General features: G+C 61.5%; 14 protein-coding genes. 5 read left to right on the forward strand and 9 right to left on the reverse strand.

All coding sequences use genetic code 11. The annotated features are described in order from the left end of the window. Positions 1-13: 13 nt before the first annotated feature. The 5 genes from pdxA to lptF are packed head-to-tail and all read right to left on the reverse strand — an operon-like array spanning position 14 to position 6,671. Positions 14-994: a 4-hydroxythreonine-4-phosphate dehydrogenase PdxA gene (gene pdxA / locus TM1040_RS09060; protein ID WP_011538288.1), complete on the reverse strand. Its 981-nt coding sequence runs from the start codon at positions 992-994 to the stop codon at positions 14-16. After that, positions 991-2,265 (reverse strand): peptidylprolyl isomerase, encoded by a 1,275-nt coding sequence (locus TM1040_RS09065; RefSeq protein ID WP_011538289.1) that lies wholly within the window; start codon positions 2,263-2,265, stop codon positions 991-993. Before TM1040_RS09065 ends, pdxA begins: the two co-directional genes overlap by 4 nt. Beyond that, positions 2,250-4,445, reverse strand: coding sequence for an LPS-assembly protein LptD (locus tag TM1040_RS09070; protein ID WP_011538290.1), 2,196 nt, complete (start codon positions 4,443-4,445; stop codon positions 2,250-2,252). Before TM1040_RS09070 ends, TM1040_RS09065 begins: the two co-directional genes overlap by 16 nt. Then, positions 4,429-5,535, reverse strand: a complete 1,107-nt coding sequence (gene lptG, locus TM1040_RS09075) for an LPS export ABC transporter permease LptG (RefSeq protein ID WP_011538291.1) — start codon at positions 5,533-5,535, stop codon at positions 4,429-4,431. Before lptG ends, TM1040_RS09070 begins: the two co-directional genes overlap by 17 nt. Next, a complete protein-coding gene (gene lptF / locus TM1040_RS09080) occupies positions 5,532-6,671 on the reverse strand; it encodes an LPS export ABC transporter permease LptF (protein ID WP_011538292.1) in 1,140 nt (379 codons plus the stop codon). The genes lptG and lptF overlap by 4 nt, the downstream gene beginning before the upstream one ends. Positions 6,672-6,892: 221 nt before the next feature. On the opposite strand from lptF, the gene TM1040_RS09085 reads away from it, so the two are divergent. Further along, positions 6,893-8,368, forward strand: coding sequence for a leucyl aminopeptidase (locus TM1040_RS09085; RefSeq protein ID WP_011538293.1), 1,476 nt, complete (start codon positions 6,893-6,895; stop codon positions 8,366-8,368). 6 nt (positions 8,369-8,374) lie between these two features. Then, entirely contained in the window at positions 8,375-8,839 is a 465-nt protein-coding gene (locus TM1040_RS09090) for a DNA polymerase III subunit chi (RefSeq protein ID WP_011538294.1), read from the forward strand. Between the two features lie 250 nt (positions 8,840-9,089). Here the strand turns inward: TM1040_RS09090 and TM1040_RS09095 are convergent, their stop codons facing one another. Genes TM1040_RS09095 through TM1040_RS09105 form a run of 3 tightly spaced genes read right to left on the reverse strand, consistent with a single transcriptional unit; the run spans position 9,090 to position 12,218 of the window. Next, entirely contained in the window at positions 9,090-9,671 is a 582-nt protein-coding gene (locus TM1040_RS09095; RefSeq protein ID WP_011538295.1) for a retropepsin-like aspartic protease family protein, read from the reverse strand. A gap of 49 nt (positions 9,672-9,720) precedes the next feature. Then, positions 9,721-10,344 (reverse strand): MarC family protein, encoded by a 624-nt coding sequence (locus TM1040_RS09100; RefSeq protein ID WP_011538296.1) that lies wholly within the window; start codon positions 10,342-10,344, stop codon positions 9,721-9,723. Next, on the reverse strand, positions 10,341-12,218 hold the full coding sequence (locus TM1040_RS09105) for an ABC-F family ATP-binding cassette domain-containing protein (RefSeq protein ID WP_044026710.1): 1,878 nt from the start codon (positions 12,216-12,218) through the stop codon (positions 10,341-10,343). The genes TM1040_RS09100 and TM1040_RS09105 overlap by 4 nt, the downstream gene beginning before the upstream one ends. Positions 12,219-12,435: 217 nt before the next feature. Here TM1040_RS09105 and TM1040_RS09110 point away from each other — a divergent pair, with 217 nt between their 5' ends. The 3 genes from TM1040_RS09110 to ndk all read left to right on the forward strand — a co-directional run bounded on the left by TM1040_RS09110 (position 12,436) and on the right by ndk (position 15,937). Next, positions 12,436-14,028 (forward strand): DUF2235 domain-containing protein, encoded by a 1,593-nt coding sequence (locus tag TM1040_RS09110; RefSeq protein ID WP_011538298.1) that lies wholly within the window; start codon positions 12,436-12,438, stop codon positions 14,026-14,028. Positions 14,029-14,157: 129 nt separating this feature from the next. Beyond that, positions 14,158-15,366, forward strand: coding sequence for a multidrug effflux MFS transporter (locus TM1040_RS09115; protein WP_011538299.1), 1,209 nt, complete (start codon positions 14,158-14,160; stop codon positions 15,364-15,366). A 148-nt stretch (positions 15,367-15,514) separates the two neighbouring features. Next, positions 15,515-15,937: a nucleoside-diphosphate kinase gene (gene ndk / locus TM1040_RS09120; RefSeq protein WP_011538300.1), complete on the forward strand. Its 423-nt coding sequence runs from the start codon at positions 15,515-15,517 to the stop codon at positions 15,935-15,937. A 117-nt stretch (positions 15,938-16,054) separates the two neighbouring features. Here the strand turns inward: ndk and TM1040_RS09125 are convergent, their stop codons facing one another. Beyond that, positions 16,055-16,390: a TfoX/Sxy family protein gene (locus TM1040_RS09125; protein ID WP_011538301.1), complete on the reverse strand. Its 336-nt coding sequence runs from the start codon at positions 16,388-16,390 to the stop codon at positions 16,055-16,057. Positions 16,391-16,665 lie beyond the last annotated feature (275 nt).

Below are 16,665 nucleotides of genomic sequence, written 5' to 3' on the forward strand. Positions count from 1 at the left end.
TTAGAAGAAGAGATCAGGGCTGGCGGGTCTTGGCCATGGTTTGCGCCAGACGCAGGGCTTCGATGAGGCTGGAGGGATTGGCAAGACCTTTGCCAGCGATGTCGAACGCGGTGCCGTGATCGGGGGATGTGCGGATGAAGGGCAGGCCAAGGGTGACATTGACGCCCTTGTCGAAGTCGAGCGTCTTGATCGGGATGAGCGCCTGATCGTGATACATCGCGATGGCCGCGTCATAGCGCGCGCGGGCGGCGGCGTGAAACAATGTGTCTGCCGGATGGGGACCGGTGAGCCGGTAGCCTTCGGTCTGCATCTCGCGGATCAGTGCTTCGATCCAGTCACCTTCTTCCTGGCCCATGGCCCCGCCTTCGCCTGCATGCGGGTTGAGGCCAGTGACGGCGATGCGCGGGGCGGTGAGACCGAACTGGTCGCGCAGGCCACGGTCTGTAAGGGTGATGACGCGGCGCAGGTGGTCTGGTGTCAGCACTTCGGGCACGGCGCTCAGCGGAATGTGGATGGTGGCTGGCACCACCCGAAGAGCGGCGCTGGCCAGCATCATCACCACATGGTCGACCCCTCCAAGGGCTGCGAGGAACTCGGTGTGGCCGGGATAGGCAAAGCCGGCGCCATCAATCAGCGCTTTTTTGTGGATCGGAGCCGTGCAGAGCGCTGCGGCCTTGCCCGAAGTTACAAGCTCCACACCGGTCTTGATCGATTGGATCACACCTGATGCGTTTTGCGGGTCGGCCTCGCCCTTGGTGGTGTTTCCGGCAAATTCCAAGGGCCATACCGGCAGCGCATCTGCGCTGACTTGCAACGCCTCTGCGGGGGCAGAGACGGGTTGCCAAGGGTGGGATGAGGGCAGGTGACGCGGATCGCCGATCCAGACGAAGGGGCAGTCCGCGCGCAGTTGATCCCATGCGGCGACAGCGATTTCCGGGCCGATCCCGGCAGGTTCGCCGCAGGAGAGAGCAATGACCTGCGGCGCGCCTGTCATTGGAAATCGATCCGGGCGTTGGCCTTCAGCTGTTCGACATGGGCCTCGGCGAGTTCATTCAGGCGCTGTTGCACAAGAGCGTTGGCCACAGCGACACGGGCGTTTTCCTGCGAGGCGACAACTTCGCTGGTGCGGCCGCAGAGCATCACAAACAGAAGCGTCTGGCCGTTGTCACGGGTCAGCGTCGCGGAGGATTCATTCTCGTCGAAGCGAGAGAGTTCCAGCGCGATATCCTGTGGGATTGCACCGGGGGCCTCGCTGCCGCGGAACAGACGATCGGGGTCTTGCCCTTTGTTGATGCCATAGAGGTCATCGCAGGTGTCGATCTCGTCGCGGATTTCAGTGGCGCGCGCAAGCGCCTCGGGGCTGCGCCCACCGGGGATGCGGTAGGTGGCGTAATCAATCGCGGCGTAGGTCGCGCTGCGCCCGTCCACCTCGCGTAGACCACGCATGCGGAAGATCGCGATGGCACCCTGCATGGGCAAGGGCTGGGTGATCTCGCCGGGTTCCAGCCCGAGGACCACTTCTTGCAGCTGCGGAGGCAGGCGAGAGAGCGACATCCACGGCAGGCGTCCGCCGTCAGTGCGGCTGTCGGCGGCAGAGAATTGTGCCGCGGAGGCGGCGAAGGCCTCGGCGCGGGTCAGTTCGGAGATCTGGATCGCAAGATCCTGAACCTGTGCGGCGTTTTCTTGCGTGAGGGGAAGGATGATTTCAGACAGCAGCACCTGAACGCTGCCGGAGCCAGCGGTGCCCATGGCACGATCAATTTCGGCTTCGGAGGGGCGGGCCTGCGACAGGAACCGGCCGCGGACATACTCGCGCCAGCCAAGACCTGCTGTGGTGAAATCACGCACGGTTTCCGGGGCGACACCGGCCTGGTTCAGGCTGGCGAGAAACTCCTCGAGCGTCAGATTGGCACGCTGCGCAAGCTCGCGCATGCCTTCGGTGACTTCTTCTTCACTGAGGGTCAGGCCCACGTCTTTCATGACCTGACGCTTGAGCCGATCCTCGATCAGATCATCGCGAGCGGTTTCAAACGGATCGCCCTGCACCGAGCCTAGAACGCTCAGGAAAAGGGCACGTTGCTCCAGTTCATAGGTGGTGATCACATCCTCGTTGACGGTGATCGCGGGCGAGAACAGCCCCTGTGCCTGAAGATCCGCCGGGGCAGCCGCGGCAATGGCAAGCGCCAGACCTGCTGCGTAGCTCGCGCGACGGGTCCAGTTGATCAGGGCCAGCGAAATCTGGCGGAAGGTTAGGTTTTGCTGCATGATCGCCTGCTTGTTGTGTTGCCGCTTTTGACGGAAAAGCCGTTGAGCGACAGTGTAAATCCGAAATCCGTTGATGGCTCAACACTTGTCGTCGAGGTATAGCGACGGCTGAGCGATAGGTCGAGTGTCACGCATTCATTGCTGTAGGTGAGGCCAAGACCTGCACGGGTCGCGCGCCCATCGGTAATGTCGTAGCGCATGTTGGCGCCCGCGCGCCATGTCTGGTTCAAGTCATAGGTGCCATCGAACCAGAGTTCCGAGGTTTCTTCCGTGCGGTTCTCGCTCGCGTCGGCCTGCAACCAAAGATAGCTCCCTGCAAGACTGACCCGGTCACGTTCCAGATCGCCGCGAAACTCTGCCTTGGTCACCGACCACTCCTCGTCAAAGAGGGTGCGGGCGGTCAGCGTCAGGTCGTTGCGCAGGCCCAGCTGCCCCGCCACCAAGACGTTGGAGTTGCGGCCATCCAGCCCCGAGGAGGAGGTAAAGCCCGATTGCGCTTGATCGCGGTGGATCTGCGCAATGGTACCTGTTGCAAACCAGCCGGAGGTGTCGAAATGCGCAAAGTTCACGCCGTAAACAAACGTCTCGCCATCCTCGCGCACGTCGGATTCGGGGAACCGCGAGAGCGCCATCAGGTTGCCCTGATCGAACTCGGAGATATTGCTGGCCTCATTCGGGGTGTCGTCGCCATTCACATGGGTCCAGCCAAGCTGCACGATGGGCTCGAGCACCTGAACCGCCCCTGATGCGGTCTGGCGTGTCATCGGGCGGCGCAGGGTCAGCGCCGCCTTGGGCGTGACGCGGGTGGCATCATTGTCAAAGGCTGCATCATCTGACAGCGCAAAACTGTCGATCCCGATCCCGGCGGTCCAGACCGATTCAATCCCCCAGGGCAAAATCCAGCTGCGCAGCCAGGTGGCATCGGCGGAAACCCGGCTCATGTCGCGCCCGTTGGCATCTGTGAGGGTGGCATCAAGCGAGGATTCGCGTCTGAATTGCGAGGCGTTGAGCCGCAGACGGAGCTCGCCGCCAACGGCCTTGGGAAAGAGGCGCTGCTCGAAGGTGCCGGTCACGATGGTCGAGGGAATGAAGTCCTGGTTCTCGGCGTCGCGCAGGGTTTTGTAGTTGGAGATCTTGCCTTCGATCAGCTGGTCGCGCCGCACCCGGATCAGCGAGATTTCGGAGCGAATGCGGTCGGTGTCAGAGATGTCATAGTCAGCGTAGTATCCGTCATCCGAGACAGTGTTCAGATCAAAGCTCAGCTTGAAGTCTCGCGGGATGTCGAAGGCGCCGCGCAGGCTGAGGTAGCCCCGGCCATCATCAGGCTGAATGTCATCGCGGCTGAAGGCGCCGGTGATCTCGATCTGGCCGTTGCGAAAGGCCTGACGGTAGCGCAGGTCGAGCGTTCTGGTCTTCTCGGACAGGTAGGGCGTGATGGTGAGGTCTCTGTGCGGGCCGATTGTTTTGAAATAGGGGATCTTCACCCCTACGCCAAGCGTCGAGGAACTGGAGAGAGAGGGCACCAGAAAGCCATCAGCCCGCTCGAGTGTTGGGTCTGGCAGGCGCAGTGCGGGAAAGTAAAAGACCGGAACATCTTTCACCATCAGCTGCGCACCCTCCAGATAGAGCTGGCGCTCAGCCTGATCATGGGTGATGCGCTCGGCGCGGATCTGCCAGAGCGGGGGGCTGCCATCTTCGCAAACATGGCAAGAGGTCACGGCGGTCTTGTAGAGCTGCGAATAGCGCCCCTCGACGCGGGTCATCTGCAGGGCTGCGAGCTGCACCTGCTGATCAAAGACCATCCGCGCCCCACGCAGGATGCCATTGCGCAATTCACTGTCCAGCTCGGCGGCATTGGCGAGTACCGTGATCGAGCCGCTCTGGTCTATGCGGATCGGCCCCTCCATCTGAAGGATGCCGGTTTGGCGATCATAAGAGATGCGCCGCGCCTGAAGGCGGATATCGCCCTGAAATGCCTCGACATTTCCTTCGGCTACCAGCTTGCGGTCGGGGGATACAAATACCCGGTCCGCCACCAGCATCGCCGGGGCTGGGGTTTCCTGTGCAGAGGTCGCGTTTTGCGCCAGGGCGGGCGCTGCCGCAAGCGCCAACCACAGGGGTACCACCGTCCGCAGCAGCGCGCCTCGCCGCCGTTTCTTCAATTCAACCGTCTTCGGCATGCAGGAGCAATCCCATCGTCAATAGTATCGAGGCCACCGGCGGCGCCCAGGCGGCCAGCAAGATCGGAATCTGCCCGTTTTCGCCCAATATCCGCGCGAAATTATGGACAAAGTAAAGCGCAAACCCCAGGAGAACCGAGGTCAGCACGGCAACGCCAGTCCCGCCAAGGCGGGTGTGGCGCATGGTAAAGGCAGCGCCCACCAGCACCATTGCCACCAGAAACAGGGGGCGTGCCAGTTCGACTTGCAGCCAGACCTGGAAACGGGTGGTTGAAAACCCGGCCTCGGAGAGAGACTGGATCGTCTGGGGCAGGTCATAAATCGAAATCCCCTCCGCATAGCCAAGCGTGTCGCGAATACGCTCATTGGTGAGCGTGGTGGGCAGGCGCAGCTCGTCATAGCGTTTGGCGCTGCGTTCGGGGTTCACACCAAGGATCAGCTGCCAGACTTTTGCATCGCGCAGCACCCAATCATCGCCTTCAAGGCGCGCTTCGGCGGCAACGGTCCGCCGCGTTGGGCCGCCATCGGGCGCGTAGGTCAGGATCGAAACATCGTAGAGATAGAGGTTCTCGGCATCGCCCCGGTAGTTGGCAGCGTGAATAACCGACTGTCCGTTCTGTCCCCCCTGACGCAGCCAAAGGCCTTCTCCGCTCAGCGAAACTGCGGCGGGGCCACCGGTCTGGCGGTAGCTTTCCGAGAGGGTCTCAAACCGGTTTGTGGTCGCCGCGACGATGGGATTGAGCGTGCTGACCGCAAGCCCCCCCAGCACCAGCGCCACCACCACTGGCGGCACGAGGGCCCGGATCCCCGAGCGCCCGATCGCGCGTGTGACCACCAGCTCGCTGCTGCGTGCCATGCCGACAAAAAGCACAATCGTGGTCAGGATCATGATGAGCGGCAGGAACTCGCTAAAGGCTGCGGGCGCATTGAGCAGTGTCAGCTCCAACAACTGCCCAAACCGCAGGTCTTGCGCGTCAAAGCGGCGGAATTGTTCGCTGAGGTCGATCAGCATCACCAGACTCATGAGGACGGCGGCGATCACCATGAACCATTGCAAGAAGCGGCGGGCATAATAGAGATCAAGGATCATGCGTCTGTCTCCTGCGTCTTGCGCCTCGTGAGCCGCATCAGGGCCTGCGGCCGCGTCGCCAGATGCAGAAACAGAACCGAAATCATCACGCCCAACGTCGCAGGCAGGTAGATGAGCGGCCACATCGCCGCATTTTCCCGTACCGGGTCGGCGACGACCCCCCGCATGCCTTCGATCAGGATCAATAGCACAAAGGCCCCAAGCACCTGTTTCCAGATCCCAAAGCGACTGAAGCCCCCCATCAACAGGGTCGAGACCCCGATCATCACCACCGCAAAGGTCACCGCCGCCCGCGCAAAACGCAGGTGCAACTCTTCGGCCTGAGCCCCGGCGCTATGGCCTTCCTCTTCGGTGATGCTTGCGCGTTCGCGCAGCAGATCAAGCGTGGGAATATTGCGCAGCGGGCGCGCGCCTGCAGCGCGTGCGGGCGAAAGATCCCCAAGCGGGTATGAAAAATCCGAGAACGCCGTGGTCGAAAGACGATCGTTATGGGCCTCTTTGCGCTGCGCGAGCCCGTCCACGAGGATCAGGTGGGCTTCGTCGTCTTCACGCACCAGATAGGCGCGATCACTGGTGTATGTGATTTCCACAGAGGGGTCGCGCTGATCTGTAAGGAATACATTCTGCAACGTTCCATCCGGCTCAATCGAGCCGATGAAAAACGTGATGCCCTCGCTTGGGTGGAGGAAACTCCCGGCATTCAACAGCTTGGCGCTGACGCTGCGCGAGAGTTCCGCCTCGCGAAACTGCATTTGCGCAAGCGAGGCCGGCAAGAGAAACAGGCTCAGGGCTGACATCATCGCAGCGCTCAACAGCCCAAAGACCATGGCCGGTCGGGCCAGTTGCCACGGGCTTGAGCCGGTTGCGCGCAATACCGTCAATTCGCTCTCAGAGTTCAGCCGGTTGGTGACCCAGACCGTCGCCGCAAACGCGGCCAGCGGGAGCACCATGCGCACAAGGTTCGGCAGGCTCAGCGCAGAGATCTCGAGGAACGCGAGAACGCTTTGGCCATCGCCAATGAGCCAGTCAAACAGGCTTACGGCCCGGTTGATCCAGAACACGGCCACCAGAATCAAGGCAAAAAAGCCAAAGAACAAAAGATATTGCGACAGCACATATCTGTCGTAGCGTGACACTCGATCCCCCCATAGATCTTGCGATCGAATTGTTCGCCGGACCTTAGAGGAATTGTGCGAAGGGGAAAACTGCAATCTTCCGCGCCAGATGTCGGATGGGCAAGGATTGCAATTGACGTGCTGCCGCACTGGTATTCGGGACCACCAGCCGCTACCTGTTAGGGGACGATCGCCGCGATGTCTGAACGGCGACACGAGCAGATCAACCACAGGAGACCCGAATGAGCGCGCTCACCCCGATCCGTTTTTCCGCCTTTGATCCCAAATCCCTGGCCGATGTCGAAGGTCATCTGGCTGTGGTGGTCACGCCCGAGGGCACAATGGATCAGGCCGCCCGCAGTGCCAATCGGCTGACCAAGGGCGCGCTTGCCCGACTGATCGCCTCCGAGGCCTTTGCCAAAGCCAAGACCGGGCAGGTGATTACGCTGGCCTGGCCGGCCGGTCTTGCGGTCGAGGCGCTGCATGTCGTTGTCTTGCCGCGTCGCCTCACGCCGATCGAGGCCCGCAAGGCCGGGGCGAAACTTGCCGAGGCAAAAGGGCGCAAGCCGCTGGTTGTGAAGGCGGGGAACATGGCGCGCGCCGCGGATCTGGCGCTGGGTCTCGCGCTGCGCAGCTACAGCTTTGATGCACATAAATCCGCCGAGACCGAAAAGGCGGGCACCATCACGATCGGTCACAACAAGCCCGAAGAGATGGAGGCTGCCTTTGCGCCGCTCCTTGCGGTGGCCGAGGGCGTGCATATGACCCGTGATCTGGTCAGCGAGCCTGCAAACATCCTCACCACAACCGAGTTTGCCAACCGCCTCGAAGAGATGACCGAGCTTGGTCTCGAGGTCGAAGTCCTTGAGGAAGCCGAACTCGAAAAGCTTGGCATGCGCACGCTGCTCTGCGTGGGGCAGGGGTCTGCCAGCCCGTCCAAAGTGGTCGTGATGAAATGGAACGGCGCCGATGATAAAGAGGCCGCGCCTCTGGCCTTGGTCGGGAAGGGCGTGGTCTTTGACACTGGTGGCATCTCGTTGAAACCCGCCGCGGGCATGGAAGACATGACCATGGATATGGGCGGGGCCGGCGTTGTTGCTGGCACAATGCGCACGCTTGCGCTGCGCAAGGCCAGAGCCAATGTGGTGGGACTTGTGGGGCTTGTTGAGAACATGCCCTCAAGCACCGCCATCCGCCCCGGTGACGTGGTTAAATCCATGAAGGGCGATACCGTCGAGATCATCAATACCGATGCCGAAGGGCGACTGGTGCTCTGTGATGTGCTCTGGTACGCGCAAGAGCGTTTCAAGCCCGCCGGGGTGATCGATCTGGCGACTCTGACAGGCGCAATCATCATTGGCCTTGGCCATGAAAACGCAGGTGTCTTCTCAAATGACGATGCGCTCTGTGGAGCCTTCCTCAAAGCCGCCGACGCCGAAGGAGAAGGGGCTTGGCGCCTACCGCTCGGTCAAGCCTATGACGATCAGTTGAAATCCAATGTGGCGGATATGAAAAACGTTGGTGGTCGTCCGGCGGGGTCAATCACTGCGGCGCAGTTCCTCCAGCGTTTCATCAAGGAAGGCACGCCCTGGATTCATCTCGATATTGCAGGTGTGGCCTCGGTCAAGGCGGCAACGGACTATGCGCCCAAAGGGGCGACCGGCTGGGGGGTGATGGCACTCAACCGTCTGGTGCAAGATCAGTTCGAGGCCGAGTAACGCGCAATGGGGGCCGCCTACTTCTACCATCTGACGCGCAAGCCCTTGCAGGAAACGCTTCCCGTGCTTCTTGACAAGGCGCGCGGCGCGGGCTGGCGAATTGCCGTGCGCGGCCGCGATCCCGAGCGGCTGGCGTGGCTCGATGATACGCTTTGGCTTGCGGGGGATGCGTCCTTTCTGCCCCACGGCATTGCAGGCGGCCCTCATGATGCGCTGCAACCGATCCTGCTCACCACTGCGTCGGAGGCTGCTAATGGCGCCGATTGCGTGATGTCCGTGGATGGTGCTGAGGTGCAGCCAGACGAGGTGGACGCGCTGGAGCGGGTCTGCATCCTCTTTGATGGCACAGACCCCGAGGCCGTGCAGCATGCGCGCGGGCAATGGAAAAACCTCACTGCGGCAGGTTGCTTGGCACAGTATTGGTCCGAGGAAAGCGGTCGCTGGGAAAAAAAGGCTGAAAGCGGAGGCTGAGGGGCGCTGCCCCTCTTGGCCTGCGGCCAATTCACCCCGGGATACTTGGCGTTAGAAGAACGCAAGATCCGCGGCGCCGAAGGATTTCGTTAACCGAGATCTGTCCTGATATATGTGCGGTACAGGCTGGGAAGCCGATGGCCGCGTTAGGAGAAGGCCTGCTGCAGCGGCGCGCGGCGTCTGTGCAGCAGGTTTTGCTTCTTCTAACCCAAAATATCCCCGCCGGAGGCACGCGCCCCAAGGCGCGTTCTCAACGGGTCAGGATCAGTTCATTGTTGCGAATTTCAAACCCCGAGAACCGCTGAAGATATCCCATTCCCAGGAGAGACTGCGCCAACGCGCCCTCGTTGACCCAGGCCGACACATCGCGATCCGTGATCGGCCCCAAGGCAACGGTATCGAGAGTCACGCGCGCGGTGCGTACTTCGCCATTTGCCGTCATGGCGCGTCCAAAGTAGCTCAGCGCACTGGGATCGATCCCGAGGCGCTCAGCGGTGTCGGCATTGAGCACCATATCGCTGGCACCGGTATCGACCAGGAATTGAACCGGCTGATCATTGACCTGCAAAGTGAGGTAATAGTGACCATCGCGGGCACGGGGGACGCGGATCTGGCCGTCGTCCGAAAGAACTGCCTGCTGTGGCACCACCGTTGTTCGGATGTCATCCCAAAGCCCATAGGCCGCAATCACGCCCAGAAAGATCAGGGCCCAGATCATGAGTTGTTGTGCGGTTTTTCCAAGGCTCTGGCGGTTTTGCACAAAGACCCAGGAGCCCACCACCAGAAGCAGCAGCACCAGATAGATCAGCTGGCCAATATCGTCTGAATTCATGGATCAACATCCTCCGTCACAAGGAGGTAGGTGCGGGCGGCGGCTCTGTCTAGCTGGCAAAACCAAAAGCGCTCAGCCCGTCGAGGACAAATTGCACAGAGAGTGCCGCGAGAAGCATCCCCAAAAGGCGTGTCGCGACATTGATGCCCACGGGGCCGAGCAGGCGTTCCAGTGCGCCGGAGATGGAAAACATCCCAAGCATCAATGCGATGACCGCAACAACGATGGCCATGACCGAGGCAAACCCTTCGATACCGGGGTGCTGCCCGGTCAGAAGGATCACTGTCGCAATGGAGCCGGGCCCCGCGATCAGCGGAATCGCCATTGGAAAGACCGAAGGGTCATCCTCGGGCGCAATCTCGTCGCCCTGGTGCTGACGACGGGCCGTGCGGCGTTCAAAGAGCATGTCGAGCGCGGTTAGGAACAACAGGATACCACCCGCCACACGGAATGCCGGCATGGAGATGCCGATAAAGCCCAGAACGCTTTCGCCAAAGAGCGCAAAAACCGCAAGGATGCCAATACCGGTGATCGAGGCGCGAATGGCAATGGCGCGGCGCTGCTTGCTGGTCATGCCTTGGGTCAGGGCCAGGAACACCGGCATCAATCCAATCGGGTCGATGATCACAAATAGCGTCACAAAAGAGGTAATCAGAAACGCGGTATCAATCATGAGGTTTCTGCTAGCTCCAGTTTTTCCAGCGCGTCCATCCAGATCGCTTCCGCGCGCTCCAAGGCCTCGATGCACTCGGCATGCTTTTTCTGCCAAACTTCGATGTCGGCCTGTTTGCCACTTTCATAGAGGGCAGGGTCCGCGAGCTTGGCATCCAGTTTTTCGCGCATTTCGCTGAGTTTTTCCACCCGCGCCTCGGATTTTCGCACTTCCGAGCGCAGCGCAAGGAGCTGATCGCGACTGGCGCGTTTGGGTTTCTCAGTGCGTTTCTCGGCTGCACTTGCAGCCACAGTTGCGGCCTTGGCGGCGGGTTTGTCGCGCGCCAGAAGCATCTCGCGATAGCTGTCGAGATCGCCGTCATAGGGTTTGACGGTTCCCTCCGAGACCAGCCACAGACGATCGGCCACCATGCTCAGAAGATGCATGTCATGGCTCACAAGGATGACCGCGCCGCTATAGGCGGTCAGTGCCTCGACCAATGCTTCGCGGCTTTCGATGTCGAGGTGGTTCGTCGGCTCGTCGAGGATCAGCATATGCGGCGCATCAAGGGTCGCAAGCAGGAGGCTCAGGCGGGCCTTCTGCCCTCCCGACAGACGCTTTACCTCTACTTCTGCCTGCTGGGCGCCCAGGCCAAAGCCTGCAAGGCGCGCGCGCCATTTTGCGGGCGGCTCGTCAGGGCGCAGGCGGCGCAGATGGTCCAGCGGGGTCTCATTGATATAAAGCTCATCCACCTGATGCTGCGCAAAATAGCCGATCCTGAGCTTTGAAGAGCGCACCATTTTGCCCGCCATCAAAGGCAGCCGGTCCGAGAGCAGCTTGGAGAGCGTGGATTTGCCCTGACCGTTCTTGCCCAGCAGCGCGATCCGGTCGTCCTGATCAATCCGCAGGTTCAGACGCCGCAAGATCTCCACATCACCGTAGCCGGTGATCCCGCCTTCGATCTGGATGATCGGCGGCGACATCTCCTCAGGTTCGGGAAAGCTGAAGGCACGCAGCGCTGCTTCTTGCGGGGTCGAGATCGGCTTCATCTTCTCGATCATTTTCAGGCGCGATTGGGCCTGCTTGGCCTTGGAGGCCTTGGCGCGGAAGCGATCCACAAAGCTCTGAAGATGCGCGCGGCGGTTTTCCTGTTTCTGCGCTTCGGACTGCGCCACGGCGATGCGGGCGGCGCGGGTCTCGGCAAAAGTGTCGTAAGGCCCCTGATAGAGCGTGAGCTTGCGATCCTCGAGATGCAGGATGGCGCTCACCGCGCGATTGAGAAGCCCGCGGTCGTGGGAGACGATCAGAACCGTGTGCGGATAGCGCGCGATATAGCTTTCAAGCCAGAGCGCACCTTCGAGATCGAGGTAGTTCGTCGGCTCATCGAGGAGCAGCAGGTCGGGCTGCGCAAACAGGACCGCTGCAAGGGCCACCCGCATGCGCCAGCCGCCCGAAAAGTCAGAACAGGGACGCAGCTGATCCTGATCGTCAAAGCCAAGCCCCTTGAGGATCGAAGCGGCGCGGGCCTCAGCAGACCATGCATCAATATCCACCAGACGGGTCTGGATCTCGGCGATCCGGGTGCCATCCGTTGCGGTGTCGGCCTCCGCCATCAGCGCGGCACGTTCGGTATCTGCGGCCAGCACCGTGTCGATCAGCGACACCTCCGAGGAGGGCACTTCCTGCGCAACGCCGCCAATCCGCGCCTTGGAGGGCAGGGTGATTGTTCCGCCTTCCAGCGCCAGTTCGCCCCGGATCAGGCGGAACAGCGTGGACTTGCCGGTGCCATTGCGTCCGACAACGCCAACCTTGTGACCGGTTGGAATGCTGGCAGAGGCCTCCTCCATAAGGGGGCGGCCTTCGACGGAATAAGTGATGTTTTCGATCCTGAGCATGGCGTCTCTCATGTCGAAAGGCATCGAGAGGGTCAATCACTATCCTATCTTTGCAGGTCCTTTGTCAGCCCGGATGTCTTGCGCGCCATGGGGCGGGTATTCCCGCCTTGGCGATCCGCGCGCGCGTGTTAGGCTCGGGGATATTTGAGGCGCGCTCCCCCGTGGCGGGACTGAAGGGCGCGAGTTTGCGGAAAATGCGTTTTTTGAGGAATGAGTGATGCGACGACTGGTCATTTGCTGTGATGGTACCTGGAACACCCCGGATCAGCACCGGGGCGGCGTGCGCACGCCTACCAATGTGGCCAAGCTTCACTCTTTGATTGCCAAAACTGGTAGCGGCGCGGGGGTTGAGATTGCTCAGATCACCTACTACCGGCGCGGGGTCGGCACCTCCGGGGGGCTGTTTCGTCGTCTGTTGGGAGGCGCCATTGGGCTGAAGCTCGAAGATGACATCATGAGCGCCTATAAATTCCTCGCCGAGACCTATGAACCCGGCGATGAGATCTTTCTCTTTGGGTTCAGCCGGGGCGCTTACACGGTGCGCAGCCTTGCGGGCATGGTCTCTTCGGTTGGACTGGCCGATCTGCGACCGGCGCATCTGTCGCCCTATGTAGAACCCTGGGATGTGGTGAAGCGGTTGATGCGCAGCTATGCCGCGCGCAAAGCCCAAGGCGATGCGGGCGGCACCACGTCCCCGGACACACGCCCCGCTGCCGTGAGGTTCCACTCCGATCGCGCCGAGGTCGGATTTCGCTTTATCGGGGTCTGGGACACGGTTGGCGCGCTGGGCATCCCGGACGACAAGGGCGTCTTGCGGCTGCTTCTGGGCGATCTGCTGCGGCACGAGTTCAGCAACACGACGCTTGGGGCCAATGTGGCCTGCGCCCGCCACGCGCTGGCGATGGACGAGCGGCGCAAGGATTTTACTCCGACCCTTTGGACACGCTGGGCTGCGGGGCAGGATGTGGAGCAGCGCTGGTTTCCCGGCGTCCACGCCGATGTCGGCGGCAGCTACGAGGACAGCGGCCTCGGCGACCTGACGCTTGACTGGATGCTGCGCGAAGCACAGGCGCAGGGGTTGGCGCTGCGCGAGATCGCGCCCGGCCATCTGCGCCCGGATGCCTACGGGCGGCGCCATACATCCTATCTGGGGTGGTTCCGCCTGCGTCCAACCCGCCCGCGCGCTGTGCCAGAGGTGTCGGCTGCCGGCGCGGAGGTCTTTGACTGGACCAGTCGCACCTGTTTTGACGCCTCGGTGCTGCAGCGCCAGCGCATGCCACCCCCGGGCGAGACGACCTATTGGCCTACCAATGTGCTGCTGAAAGGGCAGAGCGCGACGACCATCGCCGCGGCACGCAAGCGTTGGAACACCACGGGGATCTATCTGGAACGTGGCGGCTGTTACCGGGTCGTGGCGCGTGGGAGCTGGCAGGACGCGGCAATCGAGGCCACGGCAAATGGCGTACGTCGCGGGCTTTCCCTTGGCAAGATCGGCTATGCGCTGGCGGCGCTGCCGGAGGCGTTGCGCCGGATCATTCGCAAACGCAAAGGCTTTGCCACCGCAGACGTGGCGTTTTCGCGTCGTGTCGAAGCTGCGCCCTGGTTTGCGTTGATTGGGTCGATTGCCAATGGGCAGGTTCATGAGGGCAGCGGCGATGAGATTGCCGATCATGAATATCACCGCCTCGGAGAAGAGGCCGCCATGATCGTGCGGCAGAGTGGCTATCTCTATCTTTTTGCGAATGACGCCTGGCAGATGTACGGCAATAACGCGGGTGTCCTGAAGGTCGAGATCACGCGGCTTTCATGAGGGGGCGGCGCGCGAATGCGCGGAGTTGCGCCCCTTGTGTCTGACCCGAGGGCGTTGTTTAACACATGCAGTACTCAAGGCTTGCGCTACGTGCGGATGCCGCAGAGGGCCAAGAGAACGGAGTGTCCCATGCTGCGCCCAGCTCAGACCCCGCCGATGTTGATGACATTGGTCTTTGGCACCGCGTTGTCGGTGCTCTCGCTCAATATGTTCCTGCCCTCTCTGCCCGGCATCGCACAGGAGTTCGGCGTGGACTACGGGCTCGCGAACCTTGCGATTGCCGGCTATCTGACGATTTCCGCGGGGCTGCAGCTCATTATGGGGCCGATGTCCGATCTCTACGGGCGCCGGAGGGTGATGCTCCTGTGCTGCGCGCTCTTTGTGCTCGCCTCCGTGGGCTGCGCGCTGGCCAGCAACATCTGGGTGTTTCTCGGCTTTCGCTTGCTGCAGGGCGCGATCATCAGCGGGCAGGTGATTGCACGTGCCGTGATCCGCGACATGTACCCACCAAGCGAGGCGGCCAGCAAACTCGGCTACATGAGCATGATCATGGCGCTGGCGCCGATGACAGGGCCGATGATTGGGGGCGCGCTTGATATGGCGTTTGGCTGGCGCGCAGGGTTCTGGCTCTATTCCGGGCTTGGGTTGCTGGTGCTCTGGCTCACCTGGGGCGACATGGGAGAGACCAACACCAAGCGCGCGGCGACCTTTCGCGCGCAGATGCGGCTTTATCCGCGTTTGTTCAGCTCGCGCCGCTTCTGGGGGTATTCGGCCTGCGTCGCCTTCTCTATCGGCGGGTTCTATTCCTTTGTGACCGGGGCGCCGATGGTCGCGGCGGCGTGGTTTGATCTGAGCCCGGCCATGGTGGGCCTTGGGATCGGGATTATCACCTGCGGCTTCATGGTTGGCAATTTTGTCACCGGCCAGCTGGCACAGCGCCTGCGTTTGCTGACGCTTATCCTGATCGGCCGGGGGGTGGCCTGTCTTGGGCCGGCGGTGGGTCTTGCGCTGTTCTTCATGGGGCAGGGGAGCGAACTGGTGTTCTTTGGGTCCGCCATCTGCGTGGGCTTTGGCAACGGGCTGACGATCGCAAATGCCAGTGCCGGGCTGATGTCGGTACGCCCCGAGCTTGCCGGCAGTGCCGCAGGGCTTTCGGGGGCGCTAAGCGTGGCGCTGGGCGCACTCCTCACGGCTGTCACCGGTGTGGCCGTTGAACCCGAAACCGCGCCGTTTGCAGTGCTCGGCATCATGTTGAGCGCAAGTGTGCTGGCGCTTGTGTCGGCACTCTATGTGTTGGTTGTAGACCTGCAGGATCCGCTGGAACCCGCGCATGGGTGATCTTCATCGGGCTTTCGGTGCTGCAGTGCGCACAAGGCTCTTCCCAAGGGCGGGCTGTCGTGCTAGGCGGCGCCAGATCGTTGCGGCACCCTGGTTTCGGACGCCGTGACACCTAATCGACCTTAGTATTTCTCAAGGAGATCGCCCGATGGCACTGGAACGCACCTTTTCGATCATCAAGCCCGATGCAACCCGCCGCAACCTGACTGGCGCAATCAACGCCAAGTTCGAAGAAGCAGGCCTGCGCATCGTCGCTCAGAAGCGCATCCACATGACCAAGGCACAGGCCGGTAAATTCTACGCCGTGCACGCCGAGCGTCCCTTCTATGACGAACTGTGCGAATTCATGTCCTCCGCTCCGGTTGTGGTTCAGGTTCTCGAAGGCGAAGGCGCCATCGCAAAGAACCGCGAAATCATGGGTGCAACCAACCCCGCTGACGCAGCTCCCGGCACCATCCGTGCCGAGTTCGCAGAATCCGTGGGTGAGAACTCCGTGCACGGCTCCGACGCACCGGAAACCGCAGCAGAAGAAATCGCCTACTTCTTCTCCGGTCTCGAACTGGTTGGCTAAGTGCTGCGTCGTCGCAGCTGCGACGACGGGCAGGGGCCTCGAGGGGGCCAGCTGAAAATCAAAAACCGCCACGCTGCATGCGTGGCGGTTTTCTTTTGAGAGGGGCCGGGCGCGGTATCAGTCTGTGCGTCGCTCGATCACACCGATCTCGTTCAAGATCGCATCCAGCGCGGACCGGTCGCTGTCAAAGCTCTGCGCCTTCAGCGCATCAAAGCGCTTGCGCAGGACCTTTTTCTCTTCGCCCTTGCAATCGTTCCAGGGCCGCCCCTGAAGCGCCATCACCAAAACATAGTAGCCTATGAAATGCGGTTTGCTGCCGGATTGAAGCAGTTTGCCGTAGGCCGCGTCCGCCCCGAGGGCGCGCAGCTCCTCGGCGGAATGGATGCCCGCGCGGGTGCAGGCGGTCTCATAGGCGGGGCCGAGGTTTTTAATCGAGGAAACAGGTGTGCTCATGCGGCGAGTTTAATCTTTGCTGTTGGCGACGTCAGCAGAAGATCCGCACGCAGCCCCTCTTTTTAAGGGCAGATATGGCACGGACAGCCTGTTGATTCTCTCAATCATGGTAAATGATTCCAGCACGTTAGCCGTTTTATGGTTAACCAGCGTTAGCATTTTTTACACGAAACAATGTTACCTGAAGAAACGGTGATTTTGTAACCCTCGGCGTCGGTGTGTCCTATCCCTTTGGTGGGACCCTATCCTTTGGCGAGCGGTGCAACACCCGATGG

It is taken from the genome of Ruegeria sp. TM1040 (assembly GCF_000014065.1).
Classification (GTDB): domain Bacteria; phylum Pseudomonadota; class Alphaproteobacteria; order Rhodobacterales; family Rhodobacteraceae; genus Epibacterium.